Source organism: Pseudoxanthomonas japonensis (genome assembly GCF_043632995.1).
Classification (GTDB): Bacteria; Pseudomonadota; Gammaproteobacteria; order Xanthomonadales; family Xanthomonadaceae; genus Pseudoxanthomonas_A; species Pseudoxanthomonas_A japonensis.
Window position 1 is genome coordinate 644855 of sequence record NZ_CP171632.1, and the last position, 16895, is coordinate 661749.

A 16895-nucleotide genomic window follows, 5' to 3' on the forward strand; every position below is an offset into this window, starting at 1 on the left:
ATCCGTTCCGGGCCTGCTGCCGTAGAGTTCACAGGGCGTCCGCCATGATGGCGGCGTCCCCGACAGGAGCACGATCATGGCCCGTTTCGCCCGCAATGCCGGCCGCTGGATGATGGCCGCCGCCGTCCTTCTCCTTGCGTCCTGCGCCACCGGCCCGCGCGTCACCAGCGACGTGGACCCGTCCGCCAACTTCGGCCAGTACCGCAGCTTCGCTTTCTATTCGCCACTGGCGATCGAAGGACAGGGCTACGCCACGCTGACCAGCGGCCGTACGAAGGACGCCGCACGCAGGCAGATGGAGTCCCGTGGCTACGTGTACGACGAGACCTCGCCCGACCTGTGGGTGAACCTGAATGCCTACATGCAGGAAAAGACCGACGTGGTCAGCACGCCGGAAGTCGACTACGACTATTACTACAGCTACCGCGCCCGCCGTTACGTGTCGGTGCCCTACTGGCGAGACCGCACCGACGTGTACAAGTACACCGAGGGCACGCTGAACGTGGACCTGGTGGATGCCAAGCAGAACCGCCTGGTCTGGACGGGCGTGGCGGTCGGCCGCGTGGGGCGCACCAAGCCGGAGGAGCGCGGCGCGAAGATCGACGCCGCGGTGGCGGAGATCTTCCTGCGCTATCCGTATCGCGCGGGCAGCGGAACGCCGGCGGCGACGCCATGAAGGGCAACGGTCCCGTCATCGCCAGGGCCGGGATCGGCTTCGGCACAGCGCTCGCCATCACCATCTCGTGGAGTGCGAACAAGTCGCTGCTGTGGGCGGTGATCCATGGCCTGCTGTCGTGGATCTACGTGGTCTACTACGCCCTGGTCCATCACCCCAGGTGAATTCCGCCGCATGAACACCTGGACGCGGTTGCGCTGGATGGTGACGGCGCGGCGCCACCCGTGCGCCTTTTTGCTGGTCGTGCAACTGGCCGGCATCCTGCTGTATCCGGTGATGGAAGACACGCAGGCGGGGCGCGCGTTGTTCGGCGCATTCGGCATCCTGGTGCTGGCGTTGGCCCTGTGGGTGGTCAACCGCAGCGCCGCGGTGAACTGGATCGCCTGGTCGCTGGCGGTGCCGTCGGTACTGCTGTCGGTGTCCGCGGCGGTCTTCGACGTGCCGATGCTCTGGATCTACGCGCATCTGCTGGAAAGCGGCCTGTACTTCTACACGGCCGGCAGCCTGATCGCCTACATGCTGCAGGACCACTCGGTGACCAGCGACGAACTGTTCGCCGCCGGCGCCACGTTCACGCTGCTGGCGTGGGCCTTCGCGTTCTCGTTCTCGGTCTGCCAGCAGTGGTATCCCGGCAGCTTCACGGCGGCCGTCGATCCGCAATCGCCGCGCAGCTGGATGGAACTACTGTTCCTGAGCTTCAGCCTGCTGTCGGGCGTCGGCCTGAGCGACGTGGTGCCGATCCTGCCGCAGGCCCGCGCGCTGGTGATGCTGGAGCAGTTCGCCGGCGTGATGTACATCGCCGTGGTAGTGTCGCGGCTGATCGGGTTGACCATCCTCAAGGCGCCCGCGCGCAAGGCGGACTGAACGTCGCCAGCACATAAAAAAATTCGCGCCTTTCGGCGCGAATGCTGGAGCTCATGTAGTAGGACGTCGGCGAGAGAGAGTTTGCCTGTGCTGCTCCCGTTCAGGGGGAGCATGCCGGCCACTGTAAAATGCACCGCGACGGTGCGCTTTCCCCGTGCTGCCTTTGAACTTTGCCGAATCTGCCGGATCGCTTGGCCCTGTGCGTGGCAGGCATTAAGGCACATGACGGACCCCGGAAGACCGCGCAGCATTCGCCCCGATGATTCCCCCCGACTCCTCCACCCTCCCTGCAGGCGATCGCCTGAAGGTGGGGGAATGCCTCGTCGATATCCCGCTGCGTGAAATACACGCGCCGGAAGCGCGCAGGCCGGCACGTATCACGCCCAAGTCGATGGGCGTGCTGCGGGTGCTCGTGGAGCATGCGGGGCGCGTGGTGACCCGCGAGGCGCTGCTGGCGGCCGTGTGGCCCGACACGATGCCCACCAACGACGTGGTCACCCAGGCGGTCACGCAGTTGCGCAAGGCGTTCGGCGAACGCGCCGACGGGCCGCGCTACATCGAGACCATCGCCAAGAGCGGCTATCGCCTGCTGGTGGACGTCGAATGGCTGCCGCATGGAGACGCAGAGCATGTTCGCGTCGATGCGGCTCCGGCGGTGACGGGCGCGCTGCCCGTCGAGACGGCCGTTGAAGGCACGGAGAAGGCGCAGGGCGCTCCAGAGGTCGTTGCCGATGGCGTTGCGCTTCCCGCGCGTCATGCGGTGATGGTCCGCCGCTGGGCCTGGGGCATCGGTCTCGGGGTTATTGCACTCGTGTGCGCGGTGGCGGCGCTGTGGTGGTGGGGGGCGCAACGACCGCGGCTTACCGTGCAGGACGAAGTGACGGGCTTGTTGCCTGCCCCCAGGCCGTACCGCCTGATCACCTCCGCACCGGGGTTCGAACTGTCGCCGACGTTGTCGCCCGACGGCTCGCAGGTGGCTTATCTCTCCAGCATGACCGAGGAGCTGACGGGGACCGCCATCCTCGTGCAGACCACGGAGCCCGCACAGCCGCGCACGCTGACGTCGCCGCCCGACGGCGCGTGGGACACAAATCCCGAGTGGTCGCCCAACGGGCGCGAGATCGCGTTCCTGCGCCGCTCGCCCGGCGAGGACTGCCGGATCATGGCGGTGCAGGCGAGCGGCGGCGAGCCTCGGGTGCTCGGTACCTGCGATCCGAACAACCGGCCTACGTTCGACTGGACGCCCGACGGCAATGGCCTGGTGTTCAGCAGTCCGATGAGCGGCGACGGTGAGCCCGGGTTGCGCCTGCTGGATCTGGCGACCGGTCGCTGGCACGCGATCGATTACGGCGCCACCGCCGGAGACGTCGACACGGCGCCGCGGTTCTCGCCGGACGGCAAGTGGATCGCCTTCGTCCGCAATACGCCCCTGGGCGATCTGTGGCGTATTCCCTCCGGAGGCGGTACGGCGGAGCGTCTCACCCATCAGCGTGCCGAATTGCGCGGATGGGATTGGACCCCGGACAGCCAAGCGATCGTGTTCGGCCGGCGCGTGGACAGCCACACCCGCCTGTATCGCCTCGAGCTGGCCAGCCGATCCATCACCGACCTCGGCATCGAGGACGCGCAGGCGCCTGCGATCGCGGCCCAGGCCGGTGTGCTGGCCTTCGTGCAGCGCAAGCCGCAGTTCGGGCTCTATCGCATCGGCGAGGCCTCGGCCGGCGGCGATGCGCGGCCGTTGCAGCGGCTGTTTCCGTCGACGGGCCGCGATTCGCTGCCCTCGGTGGCGCCGGATGGGCGGCAGATCGCGTTCACGTCCGACCGCTCCGGCGAGTTCTCGCTGTGGTGGGCCGACATGGAGCGGCCCGCGTCGCTGCGGCCGCTGGAAGGTATTCGCCCCGAATCCCGCCACCTGCCGGCCTGGTCTCCGGACAGCAAGCGGTTGCTGGTGATCGGTACGAACGCACGCGGCTTCTACGGGTTGCACGAGTTGGAGCCTTCGAGTGGTCAGCTGGTGCCCCTGCCGGTTCCCGTACCGCGGGAGGACCTGCTGTTTGCCGCCTACCTGCCGGACCCCGCGCATCTGCTGGTGGTGGCCGGACGCGGTGATGGCCAACAACTGGTGCTGTTCGACCGGCGGAGCACCCCGTGGCGACGCCTGGCCAGCATCGATGGGGTGTCGTTCGCGCTGCCGGACCTGGCCCAGGGCCGCGTGCTGTTCACCCGGCTCGCGCGCGACGGTTTGTGGCAGTCCGATATGGCGCTGTCCGCGGACAGCATCCGTCAGGTCGATGGCAGCCGGCCAGCCAGCCAGCGCTACCGGACCTGGACGGTGACCGGGGATGGCCAGATCGACTACCTGGAACAGCTGCCCGGCTGCTACGTGAGCCTGCGCCATATCGGGGTCGGCCGCTCCCACCCGCCGGCGCGATGCCTGGAGCCGACCCACCTGGCCACCATCAACGGATTCAGCGCACATGCGCGCGATCGCGTGACCTATGTCTCAATGGCGGTCGTCGACGGCTCCGACATCGGCTTCCTGTCGCTGGATCCCGCGCCGCCATCCTCGGGCGGCGGTTACTGGTAACCCACTGAGGCGAAAGAAGAAGTTTCCTTCGTAACTTTGTCGGATCCGCGTTCGGCGAGATTTCGTCGACATTTCCGACAAACTTCCTGCCGGCGCGCACGCCGACACGGCACATCGCTTCCACACGTCATGCAAAGTGGAACGACCGATGGAGCAAACATGGTGGGGCGACCGGGGCCAGCTGGTCCGGCTGGATGCGGCTGAAGGGGCATCCTCGAGCGGGTGTATCGCCGTTTCACGGCTGGGCGGCGCCCAGGCGGGCGGCGACCTGTTCACGATCTGGGTGCAGCTGAGGGGCGCGTCCTGGGTCGAGGCCAAGGAAGGGCGCTTCCGTTTGCGCCGCGGCCAGTGGATCGCGCTGGAGCGTGACTCCAAGCCGCTCGTGCAGAGCGATCGCTACGGCCTGTGCATCGGCATCGTGCTGAACAGCGAGGGCATGAAGGCGATGGCGCGGTTCGCCGATGGTCCGCTGTACGCGGGGCGCGGGCGCCTGGGCCGTCGCGACGCGCTGACGATGCTGCGGCTGTGGCGCGCGGCCTCCGAACGCGGCGCCGAAGGCGCCGATGCCTATGCCCTGCGGCCGTTGCTGCTGCACTTCGCTGCCATCCAGCAGGAACTCGATGGCTACATCCAGCGCTGCCCGGGTCGTTCTCGGACCCGCAAGCGCCAGGTGTTCGGTCGTCTCCAGCGTGCGCGCCTCTATCTGGAAGGCAATTGCGATCGCGTGGTCCGCATCAGCGAACTGGCGGAACTGACCAGCTTCTCGAGCTGGTACTTCTCGCGCACGTTCTACAGCCTGTACGACGAGAGTCCGCAGGCCGCCGCCGCGCGCATGCGGCTCGAACATGCGGCCGACCTGCTGCGCAGCACCTCGATGATGGTGGGCGAAGTCGCGGCCGCGTCGGGCTTCGACAACTGCTGCAGTTTCGCGCGTGCCTTCCGCGCCCGCTTCGGTACGTCGGCCAGCCGTTACCGCTCCACGACCATGACGTCGAGGACAGACTCGGCAAAGTCATCGGGCGTCGGCCGCAAAGCGGTGTTGAAGACTGGAACGTAAGTTTGCAAGGCGTTTTAACACGCCCATAACGCTACACGTTCCTCTGAGGAGAGATTGAATGAACCACCGCAATTCGCGTCGTGCGATGCGGGTCGGCATGCTGCCGGCCGGTATCGCCATCGCATTGATCCCGGCGTTCGCCAGTGCGCAGGAAGCCACGACCGAAGCGTCCAGCACGACGACCCTGGATCGCCTTGAAGTGACCGGCTCGCGCATCCGCGGCGCCGACATGGAAACGCAGCAGCCGATCATCACGATCGGGCGTGAAGACATCGAGAAGCAGGGCTTCACCTCGGTCGCCGACGTGCTGCAGAACCTGACGTCCGCCGGCTCCCCGGCGATCGCGCGTTCGGAAGCGCTGGCCTCGGGCGAGAACGTGGGCGGTTACTACGTCGACATCCGCAACCTCGGTGCCACCCGCACGCTGGTGCTGGTCAACGGCCGCCGCCTTGGCGCCACCACCGGCGGCTACCAGGATCTCAGCCAGATCCCGATGTCGGCCATCGACCGCATCGAAGTGCTGAAGGACGGCGCCTCCGCCATTTACGGCTCCGACGCGATCGCCGGCGTGGTCAACGTGATCACCCGCAAGCGCTTCGAAGGCGCCGAGGCCTCGGCCTACATCGGCCAGACCGGTGAAGGCGACGGCGACGTCAAGCAGTACTCGTTCACCGTCGGCTCGGCCAGCGACCGTGGCGGCGTCACGCTGTCGGTCGAATATTCGAAGGAAGATCCGATCTCCGCCGCCGACCGCTGGTTCTCCAAGGACGGCAACGCCGGTCCGGATTACCCGGGTTCGGGCTGGAGCCCGATCAGCCAGAACGGCTCCTTCTGCGATCCGTGCTCGCCGGCCGCGTCGGCCGTGTGGTACACGCTGCGTGCCGGCGGCAACCCGGCCAACCGCGCCGACTACGTCGAGCACACCGCGGACTACAACGCCAACGCCAACCAGCAGATGTTCCTGTCCACGGGCATCGAGCGCCGTTCGGTGTTCGTCAACGCGAACTACGACGTGACCGACAACATCACGTTCAACGCGGACGTGCTGTACAACCACCGCTCCACCCAGCAGCAGATCGCCGGCTATCCGTACCAGTCGGCCGCGTTCGGCACCCCGCTGTCGGCCGACAGCGCGTTCAACCCGATGCCGGGCGACACCACCTTCCGCCGTCGCCTGTGGGAAGTGCCGCGCACCACCGACAGCGAGCTGGAAACCTATCGCTTCGCCGGTGGCTTCTCGGGCTTCTTCGAACTCGCCGGCAAGACCTGGGACTGGGACGTCGGCGCGCTGATCAACCGCAACCAGTCGACCAAGCGTGCGCATGGCGACATGAGCCTGATCGCCTCCGAGCAGGCGCTGGGCCCGTCGTTCATCAACGCCGACGGCGTCGCCCAGTGCGGCAGCGCGGCCGATCCGATCGCGCTGAGCGACTGCCGCCCGTGGAATCCGCTGCTGCCCTACGGCGTCGCAGGCCAGGGTTCGCTGGCTGATCCGGACCTGCAGAAGTTCCTGTTCCCGTGGTTCACCGACACCGGCCTGACCCGCACCACCAGCTACACCGCCAACCTGTCCGGCTCGCTGTTCGAACTGCCGGCCGGCGACCTGGGCATCGCGGTGGGCGTCGAGCACCGCAAGGAGCAGGGCCGCTTCGTGCCGGACGCGTTCGCGCAGTCGGGCCAGAGCACCGGTCTGGGTGCCACGACGACCGAAGGCGACTACTCGGTCGATGAGGTCTACCTCGAGCTGAACATCCCGCTGCTGGCCGACGTGGCGTTCGCGAAGGAGCTGACCATCAACATGGCCAGCCGCTACTCCGACTACAGCAACTTCGGCGACACGATCAACAGCAAGTTCGGCTTCACCTGGCGTCCGATCGACGAACTGCTGGTCCGCGGCACCTACGCCGAGGGCTTCCGCGCCCCGACGATCGACAACCTGTACGGCGGCATCGGCACGAGTTTCGAGAACTACACCGATCCCTGCGGTACCGGTGCGGTGAACAGCGTCAATGGCAATGCGGCCTGTACGGCCGCCGGCGTTCCGCTGGGCTACGTGCAGCTGGGCCAGGGCCTGGTGCCCTGCACCACCTATCCGTGCGCCACGCCGGACCAGTTCATCACGGGCTCCAACCCGGCGCTGGTGCCGGAAACGTCCAAGAGCAAGACCATGGGCCTGGTGTGGTCGCCGCGCTGGGTCCAGGGTCTGGACATCTCGCTGGACTGGTACCGCTACGAGCTGACCAACATGATCATCTCGGACAGCGTCGACCGCATCCTGCGCGACTGCTACGTGCTGGGCAACAGCGCGCGCTGCGAAGGCATCGTGCGTGCGGACGACGGCCACATCACCAACCTGTTCTACGGCCTGGCCAACCTGGGCGCGATGGAAACCGAAGGCTTCGACCTGGGCGTGAAGTACGCGCTGCCGGAACAGTCGTTCGGCAAGATCGCGTTCGACTGGACTTCGTCCTACACCAGCGTGTACGACGAAGAAGCCGAGAACTCGGCCGGTGAGAAGATCATCGTCGGCAACGTGGGCAACTCCGGCATCTTCCGCCTGCGCTCGAACCTGGGCGTGGACTGGTCGCTGGGTGCGTTCGCGGTCAACTGGACGGCCCGCTACTACTCGGGCATGAAGGAAAGCTGCGTCACGAACCGTCCCTGCACCGAGCCGGACCACATCGCCAACGGCGAGCCGGACGCGATCCGCAAGGTGGGTTCCAACACGTTCCACGACCTGCAGGTCAGCTACCAGGCGCCGTGGAATGCCACGATCGCCGTGGGCGCCAACAACGTGTTCGATCACAAGGGTCCGCTGATGTTCTCGAACTCGTCGTACCGCCACAGCGACTTCGCCTACTACGGCGGTTTCGATTTCGATCGCTTCCTGTACGTGAAGTACACCCAGCGCTTCTGATCCCCGGATCACACGCTGTCGTTCCACGCCGCGGCCCCGAAAGGGGCCGCGGTTTTTTGAGGCCTGCCGCTTGCCGGCCAGGCAAAAAGAAGGCCGCCCAGGGCGGCCTTCCCGTCCACGAGCGCGTTGCCGCGCCGGGGCTCAGAACTTGTGCTTCTCGTCGTCCGGCTGCGCGGCCTGGCGGGCGATGGCGTCGACCAGCACGGCCTTGGCTTCGGCGGCATTGCCCCAGCCGTCGAGCTTGACCCACTTGCCCTTCTCCAGGTCCTTGTAGTGCTCGAAGAAGTGGCCGATGCGCTCCAGCCAGTGCGGGCTGACCTGGTCGATGTCGCTGATGTGGCTGTAGCCGGCGAACACCTTGTCCACCGGCACGGCGAGCAGCTTCTCGTCGCTGCCGGCCTCGTCGCTCATGCGCAGCACGCCGACCGGGCGGCAGCGGATCACCGAGCCGGGGATCAGCGGCAGCGGCAGCACGACCAGCACGTCGGCCGGGTCGCCGTCGCCGCACAGGGTGTGCGGGACATAGCCGTAGTTGCAGGGGTAGCGCATGGGGGTGGAGAGGATGCGGTCGACGAAGATCGCGCCGCTGGCCTTGTCCACCTCGTACTTCACCGGCTCGGCGTCCTTGGGGATCTCGATGATGACGTTGATTTCGTCCGGCGGGTTCTTGCCGGCGCTGACCAGATCCAGGCCCATTGAATGCTCCGAGGGGGTACGGTGATTGAGGGCCGGCATTTTACGCGGTTGGCTGCTGCGGCGCAGCAGGACCTTCGGCGCACTGGCCGACCGTCGGCGGCGGCCGCGTGGTTCAGGTTGAACTTCACGGTCCGGGCCTAGAATCCGCCGCCCATGCTCCTCCCACGCGCCGCCGCCGGCCTGCTGCTGACGGTGCTGGCCCTTGCCAGCACCGAGGCGGCTGCGCGCACCGTGTACCGTTGCGTGCAGGGCGGGACGGTCAGCCTGGCCACGGCGCCCGAGCCGGGTTCGAAGTGCGTGGCCAAGGAAATCGACGACAACGCCGTCAGCACGCCCAACCTGTGGGGTTCGATGGGTGTCTTCAGCGGCATCCTGTACGAGCGCGAGCAGGAGGGGCAGAAGGTCTATTCCACCCGCAACCTGCCCGGATCGATTCCATACCTGAAGTTCACCGTGCAGACCCCCCCGGGCGAGCCCGCGCATCCGGGCCTGGGCCGTGTCGGCAAGCCGCGCCTGGACCGGTATCCCTCGGAGTTCAAGGCGGCGGCGCGCCGGACCGGGGTCGACGACGCCTGGCTGCGCGCCGTGGCGCATGCCGAAAGCGACTTCGACGCCAGGGCGGTGTCGCCCAAGGGCGCGATGGGCGTGATGCAGCTGATGCCGGACGTGGCCAAGGAGTACGGGGTGGCCGATCCGTTCTCCTCCACCGAATCGATCAACGCCGGCGCGCGCCATTTGAGCGGGCTGATGAAGCGGTACAAGGGCGATCTGGCCCTGGTCGCGGCGGCCTACAACGCCGGCATCGGCACGGTGTCGCGTTACGGTGGCGTGCCGCCCTACGCGGAAACGCAGGAATACGTCTCCAAGGTCACCGCGCTGTACGAGCTCTACCTGCGCGCGCTGGGAAAGAAAGCGGCGCCCGAGCGTCCCGCGCTGTAGCGGCGGGATTGCGGGCGCATTGGGTTGCGCCGCGGTTCTTCACCCCCTGTGCGCGGCAGCGCGCCTAGCGTGTCGCGGTGGCCCGGTCATTCCGCGCCGGGCAGGAGACCGCCATGAAGCATCGTCGCGTATTCAGCGCTCCCTCCGTTGCCGTTGCCGAGGTGGCGATGCGCCAGGCCATCGGTGCCGGCATCGATCCCGACCATGCCGCGCTCGTCGGGCGGTCGGAGATCGAACTCGAGCAGGTGTCTGACGACGAAAAGGAAGCCGCGCCGACCGATTTCAAGCCCGCCGCCGTGCGCGGCCTGGTCGGCGGTGCCGGACTGGGCCTGGTGTTGGGACTTCTCGCCATGCTGGTACCGGCCGTCGGCATCCATTGGGCCGGTGTGGCCGTCTGCGTGGTGATCGGTGGCTGCGTCGGCATGTGGGCGGCCTCGCTGGCCGGATCGGCCGTGCCCAGCGAAGTCCGTCGGGACTACCGGCGCGAGATCGAGGCCGGAGAGGTCCTGCTGGTGATCGAAGATACGGATGACGCGCTGCTGGAACGGGCTGTCGCCGCCGTGCTGTCCATCGCAGGCGTCCACCGCTTGCAGGTGCTGCCGCACGGGCTGCTCCAGTAGCGCGCGCAACGTATGATCGCGGCGACTCCGGAAGAGGATGCAGGCATGCGTCGTTGGGCCATCACGGGAATGCTGTTCTTCGCGGGCGCCGCCTCGGCATCCGCCTCACCGCAATGGGAGAAGTTCGGCGCGGACCTGCCGCAAGGCGGCATGGCGGTGCCATTGGCCACGGCGTTGGCGGACCCTGCTGCGCATGTCGGACAGGCCAGGGTGTTCGGCGGTCGCGTCGTCGATGTCTGCCAGAAGAAGGGCTGCTGGGTGATGCTCGAGGACGAAGGGCAGGGCGCCCGCGTGCTGCTGGGCGACCATGACTTCTACGTGCCCAAGGACGTGCGAGGTCCCGCGCAGGTGCATGGCGTGCTGTCGCGCGTGGAACTGTCCGCGGAGGCGCAGCGGCACACTGCACGGGAGACGTCCGGCGCCGCCGTGCCGGACGTGGAGTACCGCATCGTCGCCGATGGCGTGCAGGTGCTGGCCGACGACGAGGGCGCCTGACCGGCGCCGTCAGCGCAGCAGGCGCTCGGAGGGAATGACGTGCCGCCCCGGCCTGGCATCCAGTGCCGCTTGCAGCAAGGCGTCGGCGACACGATCGGCGGGAACGATGCGATAGCGCTGCGGCAGCACGCCGTCCAGCGCTCCGAGCACGCGTAGCGCGATGCGCTCGCCACCGCGATGCTGACGGCGTTCTCCACCCAGAAGGCCGGGACGCAGCAGGGTCAACGACGCGAAGCCGATCCCGGCCAGCGCGTCCTCCACGTCGCCCTTGGTGCGCGAATAGAACACGCGCGAACCCGCATCCGCGCCCATCGCGGATACCAGGACGAACGTGGCCGCGCCATGTGCGTGCGCGTGGCGCGCGATCGCCAGCGGATAGTCGTGGTCCACGCGGCGGAAGGCGTCCTGCGAACCGGCATCGCGGATCGTGGTGCCCAGCGCGCACGCCACGGCGTCCACCCGCCACCAGTCGGCATCGGCAGGCAGGGCATCGAAGTCCACGACCGGATTGAGCAGCCTGGGATGCGGCGCCAGCGGCCGTCGCGTCGGTGCGACCACCTGCTGCACGCGCGGCGATGCGAGCGCACGCTGCAGCGCCGCCTCGCCGACGAGGCCGGTGGCACCGGCCAGCAGTACACGTGTCATGTCGATGTCCGATGGGAGGAGTACGTCATCTTGCCAGTCCTGCGGCCGGAACCATGGACGGCATCGGTTACCCTTCGGCAGCGACGGGCGTGGCCCGATGACCCGGAATTCCGTATGCCCCGCCACGCCATTCCCTGCATCCCCTTCTGCCTGTGGGGCATCCCGCGATGAACCTGCCGCTCCACTACGGCCTGCTGGGCGCGCTGGAAGCGGGAGTGATCGCGCTGCTCGTCGGTCTGCTGTGCTTCCTGTTCTGGCATTGGCTGAGCGGGAAGATGCGCTGGTCAACTGGGCATGCGATCGGCTGGGCCTGCGTCACCGCCGTGGTCATCGGTGCCGGTGTGGACGCGTGGAACATGTTCTACCTGGGCATCGCGCGGCTCGAGTCACCGCTGTACGCGCGCATCGCGCTGCAGGGCATCCACGATCCCGATGGTCTCGGCTCGCGCGTGGTGCTGGAAATCGCCGGTGCGCTGAGCGGTGTCGTGCTGGGTTGGCAATGGTTCAGCAAAAAAACCGCGGCCGATCCTGCGCCGGACGGCACCGGAAAAACGGATGCGTAACGGGAAACCCGGGGCGCCGTCACGCATTCGACGAGGCGCTGACGCGGCGCTCACGAGCGCCTAACACCGGTCTAGTCGATCCCTTCGACAGCGGGGTTAAGCATGCGTGCACGTTCATGTCGCGAAGCAAATTTCGTTCAGATGCCCGGGGGCAAGGTGGGGCCGTGCGCAATCGGACGCACTCCCTACAGAACGGAGCACTGACATGACGAATAACAACCGCAAGCCGCTGATCGCCCTGGTCGCCCTGAGCGCCGCGCTGGCCATGCCGCTGGCGTTTGCGCAGGAGAAGACCGAAGACGCGGCGCAGGCCCAGCAGCAGACCGAGCAGAGCGCCGAGCAGGCCACGGGTTCGGCCACCACGCCGACGCAGAGCAGCGACGCGGGCGCGACCCAGGCCAAGCAGGGCTGGGCCGATGTCGACACCAACGCTGACGGCAACATCAGCAAGGAAGAAGCCGCGGCCAACCCGGGCCTGAGCCAGGTGTTCGACCAGGCCGATGCCAACGCCGACGGTTCGCTGACGCCCGACGAGTACAAGGCGTTCGTGAGCAAGAACTACGGCGACCAGCAGAAGTAAGCAAGCGCCGTCACGAGGGCGACGCCGTGCGCGACGAGGCGCCGGCGTCGTCCGGGCAAAGGGCGGCCACCAGCGCCGCCCTTTGCATTCCTGGAGTACGCGGTCACAGGAGGGACGCATGAAGACCAAGACGGTAACGAAGGAGCTACCGCTGCTGGGCGTGGCGGTCGCCGCGATGCTGCTTGCCCTGACGCCGTTGGCCGGCGCGCAGAGCCAGGCCGAAGACGCTGCCCGGCGAGCCGGAACGCCTGCCACGACAACGACGAAACCGACCACCGCGCCGCGCCCGTTCGACGAACTCGATCAGAACGCGGACGGCGTGATCAGCAAGGACGAGGCGGCCGTCGATCCGCCGCTCGCGCAGGTGTTCGGCACGCTCGACAAGGACGCCGATGGTCGTCTGACCCCCGAAGAGTACGCGGTGCACGCGCAGGGTACGCCCTGACGCCATCGCGCTTCCCACGCACGAACGCATGGAGGAACCCAATGAAACCTTCCACTCACCGACTGACGATGGGCCTTGGTCTGGCGCTGCTGAGCGCGGGTCTGATGACGGCCTGCGGACCGAAACCTGAAGACACGCCGCCGCCCAGTCCGCCCGAGCCGATGGAAACCACCCCGCCGACCGACAACATGACGCCGCCGCCCCCGGTTCCCACGGACCCGGCCGTGCCGCCTACCGATCCGACCCTGCCGCCGCCGGCCAACCCGAACGCGCCGGAGACCACGCCGCCGCCGGCTGAAGGCAGCGCATCGCCGCCGAGCTCCGGTGGCTGATCGCGGGCAACGCCTGCCGTGGTCATCCACAGGCGGCCGTCCCTGCCGGGGCGGCCGCTTTCTTTTGCGCGGACGGGCGGCTGCTATCCTTCGCGGCCTTCGTACGGAGTGAAGGGCGGGTATTCCATGGCACGCATCCGATGGGTCGGTTTCGACGGCGACGATACGCTGTGGAAGAGCGAGGACTACTACCGCCAGGCGGAAGCGGACTTCGAGCAGATCGTCGGCGCCTACGTCGATCTAGCCGATGCGCGCACGCACCAGCACCTGCTGGAGGTCGAGCGCCGCAACCTGAAGATCTTCGGCTACGGCGTGAAGGGCATGACGCTGTCGATGCTGGAGACCGCCATCCAGGTAACCGGCGAGCGCATCAGCGCCCGCGACCTGCATCGCGTGATCGAGATCGGGCGCGCCACGCTGCAGCATCCGGTCGACCTGTTGCCCGGCATCCGCGATGCCGTCGAACGGATCGCCGCCGACCATGAAATCCTGCTGATCACCAAGGGCGACCTGTTCCACCAGGAGGCCAAGATCGCGCAATCGGGCCTGACCGAACTGTTCCACCGCATCGAGGTGGTGTCCGAGAAGGACGAGGCCACCTACGCGCGCGTATTGCGCGAGCTGGATGTCGCGCCTCCGGAGTTCGCGATGGTCGGCAATTCGCTGCGATCGGACATCGAACCGGTGCTGGCGCTGGGTGGCTGGGGCATCCACATGCCGTACCACGTCACCTGGGCGCTGGAGACCGAGCATGGGGTCGATGCCGATGCGCCACGGCTGCGCGTGGTGGAGAACGCGGGACAGGTGGCGGATGCGCTGGCGGCCATCGAAGCGATGCCGGCCCCCTGACCGCACCCGCGCGGCGCCGGTGGGGCACAATGCACCCGTGAAGCGCGCGCCCCTTACTTCCCTGATCCTGTGCTGCTGGCTGGCCATGGCCTGGCCTGCGTCCGCGCAGGATGCGGATGCCTACGTCCCCGCCAGCGGCGATGCCGCGATCGACCGGCATCTCGCCGACATCAACGAGTACGCGAGTCGCTACCCCGCGGCGTTCGCGGACGAGATGGGGCGCTACTACGCCGTGCCGCGTGCCTACGTGGAAGCGATGCAGCAGCAACCCGACTGGACGGCCGGCGACATCTTCATGGCCTGCGCGCTGGCGCAGATCGTGGGCCAACCCTGTCGCGCCGTCGTGCGCGAGTGGTCGCGCGACCATGAGGGTGGCTGGAAGGCCGTGGCGGGCCGCCTGCAGGCGGAGCCGGGCAGTGCGCAGTACCGTCGACTGCGCAGCGCGCTCGAGGCGACCTACCGGCGCTGGGGTCGTCCGGCGCCGGTGGCCGAGAAGTGAGCGGACAGGAGTGAGGAGTGAGCGGAAGCCTGCTCTCACTCACTCCTCACTCCTGTCCACTCACTCCTGCTTCTTCCCGTACATGATCAGCAGCACCAGGTCGTCGTCGCCGTCCTGCCGGATCGCGTGCGTACTGCCGGGGCGGGTCAGCATCGCATCGCCAGCTCGCACCTCCTGCGCCTTGCCGTCCAGTTCGTAGATGCCGCGGCCACTGAGGACGTAATAGATCTCGTCCTTGTGATGCTGGTGCAGGCCGATACCGGCGCCCTTGTGCAGCACCCGTTTGCGGAATTCGAAGCCCAGGGCCGGCGCATCCCTGAAGAACGGGTAGGCCGTGGTAGCGCCTGCGCCGCCATGCGGGCCGGGTTGGTCGATGGCGATGTCCCGTTCGTGCACGATGAGCGATGGGTTCGCCTGTGCCTTGCGATCGGCAAGCGCGGTGTCCGGCGCGCCGCAGTCGGTATCGCGCGTCACATGCGCGGCGAGCGAGGGATCGATCCGCTTCCAGCCCGCGACGACCAGGCACGCGGCCATCACCGCGCCGCGTTGCTGGAAATGGGTGTCGTCCTGCTGGTCCTGTGCCGGGACATGCATGAAGTACGCCTTGCTCGCCTCGTCGCCGGCGGCGCGCAGCCAGTCCATGCTCAGGGCGGTCAGGTCGATCAGCCCCACCTGCTCGCGCTGCGCAAGGTCGCGCACCGCCTGCGCGTACAGGCCGTGCGTATCGAGCAGCTGACCGCGGTCGAATTTGCGGCGCGCCACCGGCGTCACCAGGATCGGCGTGGCGCCCTTGTCGCGCGCCAGCGATACATAGCGCAGCAGCCACTCGGGAAACGCGCGTTGCGGCTCGTTGTACCGGGTGGGGTCTTCGATCTTCTCGTCGTTGTGCCCGAACTGGATCAGCAGCACGTCGCCGCGGCGCATCGCCTTCGCCATGCCGTCGAACCAGCCCTCGACGACGAAGCTTCGAGAGCTCCGCCCGCTCTGCGCATGGTTGCGGACGACATAGGCATCCTCGTCGAGGAAGCCCTGCAGCTGCTGGCCCCAGCCCTCGCGCGGCGCACGTTCCGGGCCGTAGTGGCTGGCGGTGGAATCACCCGCGATGAAGACCTGGCGCGGGGGTGCGGCGATTGCCGGCAGGCAACAGCCGAGAAGAGCGACGAGGGCGAACAGGCGCAACATCGGCGATCTTCTCCATGGCGTGTGTGGGAGCGATGTCATTCGCGATGACGTACCGGGATGCCTGTTTCGCGACTGACGTCGCTCCCACAACACCCCATGCGGATTCCGTTGCGTCAGCGCGCCAGCCACCCACCGTCGACCGGAATGACGGCGCCGTTGACGTAGTCGGACGCGCGCGAGGACAGGAACACGGCCGTGCCACCCAGGTCCGACGGCTCGCCCCAGCGCCCGGCCGGGATGCGGTCCAGGATCGCCTTGTTGCGGTCTTCGTCCGCACGCAGTTGCGCGGTGTTGTCGGTGGCCATGTAGCCGGGTGCGATGGCGTTGATGTTGATGCCCTTGGCGCCCCACTCGTTGGCCAGCAGGCGGGTGATGCCGGCGATGCCGCTCTTGGACGCGGTGTACGACGGCACGCGGATGCCGCCCTGGAACGACAGCATCGACGCGATGTTGATGATCTTGCCGCTGCCCTGCGCGATGAAGTGGCGGCCAGCCGCCTGCGACATGAAGAACGCGGATTTGATGTTGACGTTCATCACGTCGTCCCAGTCCTTCTCGCTGAAGTCCACCGCATCGGCGCGGCGGATCAGACCGGCGTTGTTGACCAGGATGTCCAGTCCGCCCAGGCCGTCGACGGTTTCCTTCACCAACCGCTCGACCGGATCGATGCTGATCAGGTTCGCTTCCAGGTTGAGGAATCGGCGACCAAGCGCACGCACTTTTTCGCCGGTCTCGGCGGCTTCCACGATGCCGGCCGCCGCGATATCGGCACCCGCTTCGGCCAGTGCCACGGCGATGCCCTGGCCCAGGCCGGTGTTGGCGCCGGTGACCAGCGCGATCTTGCCTTCAAGACTGAACGGATTGCTTGCCATCGTGGATTCCCTCGGTGTGGTGCGCTGCTGGTAGAGCGGAGCTCGCTCCGCTGCGCTGGGTACATCGGCTTCGGGTA

Annotated in this window: 19 protein-coding genes; 15 read left to right on the plus strand and 4 right to left on the minus strand. The window is 67.6% G+C overall.

Annotation, left to right across the window (positions count from 1 at the left end; genetic code table 11):
- Positions 1-76 precede the first annotated feature (76 nt).
- From ACGHX3_RS02790 to ACGHX3_RS02815, 6 genes are all read left to right on the plus strand, one after another.
- Positions 77-676 carry a DUF4136 domain-containing protein gene (locus tag ACGHX3_RS02790; protein WP_394696327.1) on the plus strand — a complete coding sequence of 200 codons (600 nt, stop codon included), beginning with the start codon at positions 77-79 and terminating at the stop codon, positions 674-676.
- Complete coding sequence (locus ACGHX3_RS02795; RefSeq protein ID WP_202924137.1) at positions 673-840, plus strand: hypothetical protein; 168 nt, start codon at positions 673-675, stop codon at positions 838-840. The genes ACGHX3_RS02790 and ACGHX3_RS02795 overlap by 4 nt, the downstream gene beginning before the upstream one ends.
- A gap of 10 nt (positions 841-850) precedes the next feature.
- Positions 851-1540 (plus strand): ion channel, encoded by a 690-nt coding sequence (locus tag ACGHX3_RS02800; RefSeq protein WP_313929502.1) that lies wholly within the window; start codon positions 851-853, stop codon positions 1538-1540.
- 259 nt (positions 1541-1799) lie between these two features.
- The gene (locus ACGHX3_RS02805) at positions 1800-4127 is read left to right on the plus strand and encodes a winged helix-turn-helix domain-containing protein (RefSeq protein WP_394696328.1); all 2328 of its coding nucleotides are present in this window, start codon (positions 1800-1802) and stop codon (positions 4125-4127) included.
- A 148-nt stretch (positions 4128-4275) separates the two neighbouring features.
- Positions 4276-5184: a helix-turn-helix domain-containing protein gene (locus ACGHX3_RS02810; RefSeq protein WP_394696329.1), complete on the plus strand. Its 909-nt coding sequence runs from the start codon at positions 4276-4278 to the stop codon at positions 5182-5184.
- 58 nt (positions 5185-5242) lie between these two features.
- Positions 5243-8101, plus strand: coding sequence for a TonB-dependent receptor (locus ACGHX3_RS02815; RefSeq protein ID WP_394696330.1), 2859 nt, complete (start codon positions 5243-5245; stop codon positions 8099-8101).
- Positions 8102-8242: 141 nt separating this feature from the next.
- Here ACGHX3_RS02815 and ppa read toward each other — a convergent pair whose 3' ends face one another.
- Positions 8243-8797 (minus strand): inorganic diphosphatase, encoded by a 555-nt coding sequence (gene ppa, locus ACGHX3_RS02820; RefSeq protein WP_162337113.1) that lies wholly within the window; start codon positions 8795-8797, stop codon positions 8243-8245.
- A gap of 153 nt (positions 8798-8950) precedes the next feature.
- Between ppa and ACGHX3_RS02825 the strand changes: the two genes are divergently transcribed.
- The 3 genes from ACGHX3_RS02825 (at position 8951) to ACGHX3_RS02835 (ending at position 10851) form a co-directional block, all read left to right on the plus strand.
- Positions 8951-9736, plus strand: coding sequence for a lytic transglycosylase domain-containing protein (locus ACGHX3_RS02825; RefSeq protein ID WP_394696331.1), 786 nt, complete (start codon positions 8951-8953; stop codon positions 9734-9736).
- Between the two features lie 113 nt (positions 9737-9849).
- On the plus strand, positions 9850-10356 hold the full coding sequence (locus ACGHX3_RS02830) for a hypothetical protein (protein ID WP_394696332.1): 507 nt from the start codon (positions 9850-9852) through the stop codon (positions 10354-10356).
- Positions 10357-10401: 45 nt separating this feature from the next.
- Complete coding sequence (locus ACGHX3_RS02835; protein WP_394696333.1) at positions 10402-10851, plus strand: DUF4920 domain-containing protein; 450 nt, start codon at positions 10402-10404, stop codon at positions 10849-10851.
- 9 nt (positions 10852-10860) lie between these two features.
- Here the strand turns inward: ACGHX3_RS02835 and ACGHX3_RS02840 are convergent, their stop codons facing one another.
- The gene (locus ACGHX3_RS02840; RefSeq protein ID WP_213603191.1) at positions 10861-11496 is read right to left on the minus strand and encodes an NAD-dependent dehydratase; all 636 of its coding nucleotides are present in this window, start codon (positions 11494-11496) and stop codon (positions 10861-10863) included.
- Positions 11497-11663: 167 nt separating this feature from the next.
- Between ACGHX3_RS02840 and ACGHX3_RS02845 the strand changes: the two genes are divergently transcribed.
- The 6 genes from ACGHX3_RS02845 to ACGHX3_RS02870 all read left to right on the plus strand — a co-directional run bounded on the left by ACGHX3_RS02845 (position 11664) and on the right by ACGHX3_RS02870 (position 14764).
- Positions 11664-12059 (plus strand): hypothetical protein, encoded by a 396-nt coding sequence (locus tag ACGHX3_RS02845; protein ID WP_162337108.1) that lies wholly within the window; start codon positions 11664-11666, stop codon positions 12057-12059.
- Positions 12060-12264: 205 nt separating this feature from the next.
- On the plus strand, positions 12265-12639 hold the full coding sequence (locus tag ACGHX3_RS02850; RefSeq protein ID WP_162337107.1) for an EF-hand domain-containing protein: 375 nt from the start codon (positions 12265-12267) through the stop codon (positions 12637-12639).
- Positions 12640-12757: 118 nt separating this feature from the next.
- Complete coding sequence (locus ACGHX3_RS02855) at positions 12758-13084, plus strand: EF-hand domain-containing protein (protein ID WP_162337213.1); 327 nt, start codon at positions 12758-12760, stop codon at positions 13082-13084.
- 41 nt (positions 13085-13125) lie between these two features.
- Positions 13126-13416, plus strand: a complete 291-nt coding sequence (locus ACGHX3_RS02860; RefSeq protein WP_213603187.1) for a hypothetical protein — start codon at positions 13126-13128, stop codon at positions 13414-13416.
- 126 nt (positions 13417-13542) lie between these two features.
- Complete coding sequence (locus ACGHX3_RS02865; protein ID WP_394696334.1) at positions 13543-14265, plus strand: HAD family hydrolase; 723 nt, start codon at positions 13543-13545, stop codon at positions 14263-14265.
- 37 nt (positions 14266-14302) lie between these two features.
- A complete protein-coding gene (locus ACGHX3_RS02870; protein ID WP_394696335.1) occupies positions 14303-14764 on the plus strand; it encodes a hypothetical protein in 462 nt (153 codons plus the stop codon).
- Between the two features lie 60 nt (positions 14765-14824).
- On the opposite strand, the gene ACGHX3_RS02875 is transcribed toward ACGHX3_RS02870, so the two are convergent.
- Together ACGHX3_RS02875 and kduD are read right to left on the minus strand one after the other, a co-directional pair.
- Positions 14825-15946, minus strand: a complete 1122-nt coding sequence (locus ACGHX3_RS02875) for a cupin domain-containing protein (RefSeq protein ID WP_394696336.1) — start codon at positions 15944-15946, stop codon at positions 14825-14827.
- Between the two features lie 113 nt (positions 15947-16059).
- On the minus strand, positions 16060-16818 hold the full coding sequence (kduD, locus tag ACGHX3_RS02880; RefSeq protein ID WP_162337103.1) for a 2-dehydro-3-deoxy-D-gluconate 5-dehydrogenase KduD: 759 nt from the start codon (positions 16816-16818) through the stop codon (positions 16060-16062).
- Between the last annotated feature and the right edge of the window lie 77 nt (positions 16819-16895).